The sequence below is a fragment of the Pseudoalteromonas sp. P1-26 genome (assembly GCF_001401795.1).
In the GTDB taxonomy this organism is placed as follows: Bacteria; Pseudomonadota; Gammaproteobacteria; order Enterobacterales; family Alteromonadaceae; genus Pseudoalteromonas.
In genome coordinates, this window is sequence record NZ_LKDX01000100.1 from 1 (window position 1) to 2946 (window position 2946).

At 39.0% G+C, this 2946-nt stretch carries 2 protein-coding genes; both read right to left on the bottom strand.

Annotated elements, in window-relative coordinates; all coding sequences use genetic code 11:
• Positions 1-102: 102 nt before the first annotated feature.
• A complete protein-coding gene (locus AN394_RS21010) occupies positions 103-447 on the bottom strand; it encodes a four helix bundle protein (RefSeq protein WP_054563303.1) in 345 nt (114 codons plus the stop codon).
• 151 nt (positions 448-598) lie between these two features.
• Entirely contained in the window at positions 599-2773 is a 2175-nt protein-coding gene (locus tag AN394_RS21015; protein ID WP_055022505.1) for a YjbH domain-containing protein, read from the bottom strand.
• Positions 2774-2946 lie beyond the last annotated feature (173 nt).

The following is a 2946-nucleotide window of genomic DNA, read 5'->3' on the forward strand; positions in this document are numbered from 1 at the left end:
CGAGTTGCGAGTTGCGAGTTGCGAGTTGCGAGTTGCGAGTTGCGAGTTGCGAGTTGCGAGTTGCGAGTTGCGAGTTGCGAGTTGCGAGTATACAAGGGTAAATTAATTGTTTTTATGTAAGTACATTAATTTACCTAGCATTTTACCAATTTCTTCACACTCATTTGTTATGAGTAAGTAGTTTTCCTTATGCAAGTAACCCAATTCAAAAGCAAGCATAACTTGTGTTTTGAGTTCACCGATGGAGCCTTTAGCTATAGAAAGGAAATGAGCTCTTTCTTTTTTAGAAAAGCGCTCATACCCTTCAGCGATGTTACTTGGAATTGAAACCGAGCAGCGACACATTTGATCTTTTAAACTAAAATCTTTGAGTAAATAAAAACTTCTATAAACTAAAAGACTTAATTGAAAAGATCTTTTCCATACATCTAATCTCTCGTAGTACATAGCCACTCCTTGGCATCAGTATCTGACTCGAATCTCGATTTTCGAATCTCGATTTTCGAATCTCGATTTTCGAATCTCGAATCTCGAATCTCGAATCTCGAATCTCGTATCTCGAATCTCGAATCTCGTATCTCGTTACTTCGAGTCGCTATTATTTATAACTCTCATACGCTTCTTTCATTCGCGCTAGGTTGCTATAAATATAACTTGAAGATAATCGGCCACGTTTGAGTATTGTTCTATCAAGGTTAATTTCAGTAATAGGTGCGTAACCCTGATTAAATACTAATACATTCTTAGTTCCAACTTGTGATTGCACACCCGAACGCCAGTTAGCAGAACCTTTAAGTTGACCAATTGGACTTACTTTCATGTCTTTACGTGGAGTAAGTGGAATATTAATGGCAACTCCAGCAACTTGTGCGTCTGAGTCTTGATAATAAATAGCTACATAACTATCACCAAACCAGAAGCGGCTTTCAAGTGCTACACCTGTGTCACCATAAAAATACTTACCAGCTACAGCATGGAAAGTAATATCTTGCTCAACCCAGTTATATTGGTATGTAAGTGTTTCGTACTCACGAGATGCGCGGTAATCTGCATAATCAAAATAAGCGATTTTAGCGCTCACTTTATGGCGGCCTTCAGGGCTTAACCAAGCTGTTTCGTTAATAATAGTTTTATAATCGAAGTAATCTTTAAAGAAGCCTATTTGTGTTTGGTTATAAAAACCATATGGCAATTTAAAGGTTTGATAAAGAGTTGCGTTTACAAGACCTTCTTGAATACTGTAAGCATCGAATGCACCATTATCTTTATAGTCATCGGTTTCGTATACGCCAGTTTGTGCGCTAACGTTAATACCACCGCCTTGCCACAGTGGCAAATCAACATTTGCTCTTAACCCTAAAGAGTAATCATATGTACCAAACTCTGTACCATAAGCAGATGAAAGAACAGGGCTAACAGTAACTCTTGGTTTAAAGTAAGGACTTGCCTCTGCTTTACCGGCCCATACTACACCTTCAGGAATATTCGCTTTACCGTGTTGCACATTTAGATCTGGGCTCACGCCTTGTTCGATAAATAAGCGGTAGTTATCAACTTTACCTTGTATAGCAATTAAAGGAATATCTGTTTTAGAAAGCTGAACATTAAAGTGCGTATTGGCACTCGTCACACTTTCAGCGATACGACCAAGTACCACACCAATTGCATCGATGTCATTGCGGTTGAATACTGAGTTTTCAAAGTTTACGAATACAGTATTCAGGTTATAACCAACTACAACATTTTCGAAGCCATCATTAAGTAGTGCCTCTTTTAAAACTGTTACTTGGCTATTTAAACTTGAGTTTGCTAGTTTTTGAGTAGTTTGTGTAGGTGCTTGTTTAACTGTAGCAACGGTCAGAGCTTTGTCTTGCTGTGCAAGCTCAGGCGCCATTGCTGTTTCAACAAAGTCTAGACCATTACTTTTAACTTTTGCTGTAGGCTTTGAACTTACAGGAGCAACATACGGCGCTGGCTCAACTGGTTTATAGTTATCTTTGGCTTCATCTGAGAAAGGTAGTTTAAAATCAACAGCCCAATAGGTATCTTCTTCAGAGCTATCTGTGCTGCTATAAAAGCGAGAGCTTAAAGTTAATTCACCAAAATCGTATAACCACTCTTTAGGTACCGTTACCCTTGCAGCTGCATTAAATGCTTCGCTATCATGCTCTGCTTGTAGTGCAAACCAGTCGAAAACTTGCCATTCAACCCCAGCAAATGCACCATCCATTTGCCCCAATGGTTGGTTACTGTCGCCAAAGCCCGCTGAAAACCTAAAATCCCATAGCTCTTTAGAGGCAACAGCATAATATGTTTGGTAAGCATTCGCCTTAGCGCGGCCACCAAAATCTCGCACACCAATCGCTACATTAAACCAATCTTTAGGAATATAAGGTATTTGATACTTAGCATTAAACGATAAGTCACGAATTTCAGAGTTCATACCAATAAATTTATTAGTATGAATACTATAAGCTGCCAGCATGCCCTGTATTTCAAACCCTTCGAATAAGCCTGCCGAAAACTTAAAATTATGGCCATCGACATAACGAATACCATTTTCATCGTTAGAATAACGAGCCTTAAATGCAGAAGGCGCAAGTTGATTATTATAACCGATAATACCATGGCCTTTTTCTACAGTTTCTGCATTGGGAGTGTTGATTAATCCTGTGAAGGCTGCAAAAGATTGGTAATTATTAACATTATCAGCCAGTGCAAGTGGTGAGCTTAAAGCTATTGCACTGCCTAAAAAGAGATTGAGTTTTGACATAACCTATTCCGAGTTAAAATTATAAAAATCCTTAAATTAGATTAAATATAACATTAGATGTGAGAAACGAGAAGTTAATAGCGAAGGTGCTAGGTGCTAGGTGCTAGGTGCTAGGTGCTAGGTGCTAGGTGCTAGGTGCTAGGTGCTAGGTGCTAGGTGCTAGGTGCTAGGTG

Coding starts and splice junctions, on each gene's coding strand:
- AN394_RS21010 (WP_054563303.1), bottom strand. CDS start 447: ATGTACTACGAGAGATTAGATGTATGGAAAAGATCTTTTCAATTAAGT.
- AN394_RS21015 (WP_055022505.1), bottom strand. CDS start 2,773: ATGTCAAAACTCAATCTCTTTTTAGGCAGTGCAATAGCTTTAAGCTCA.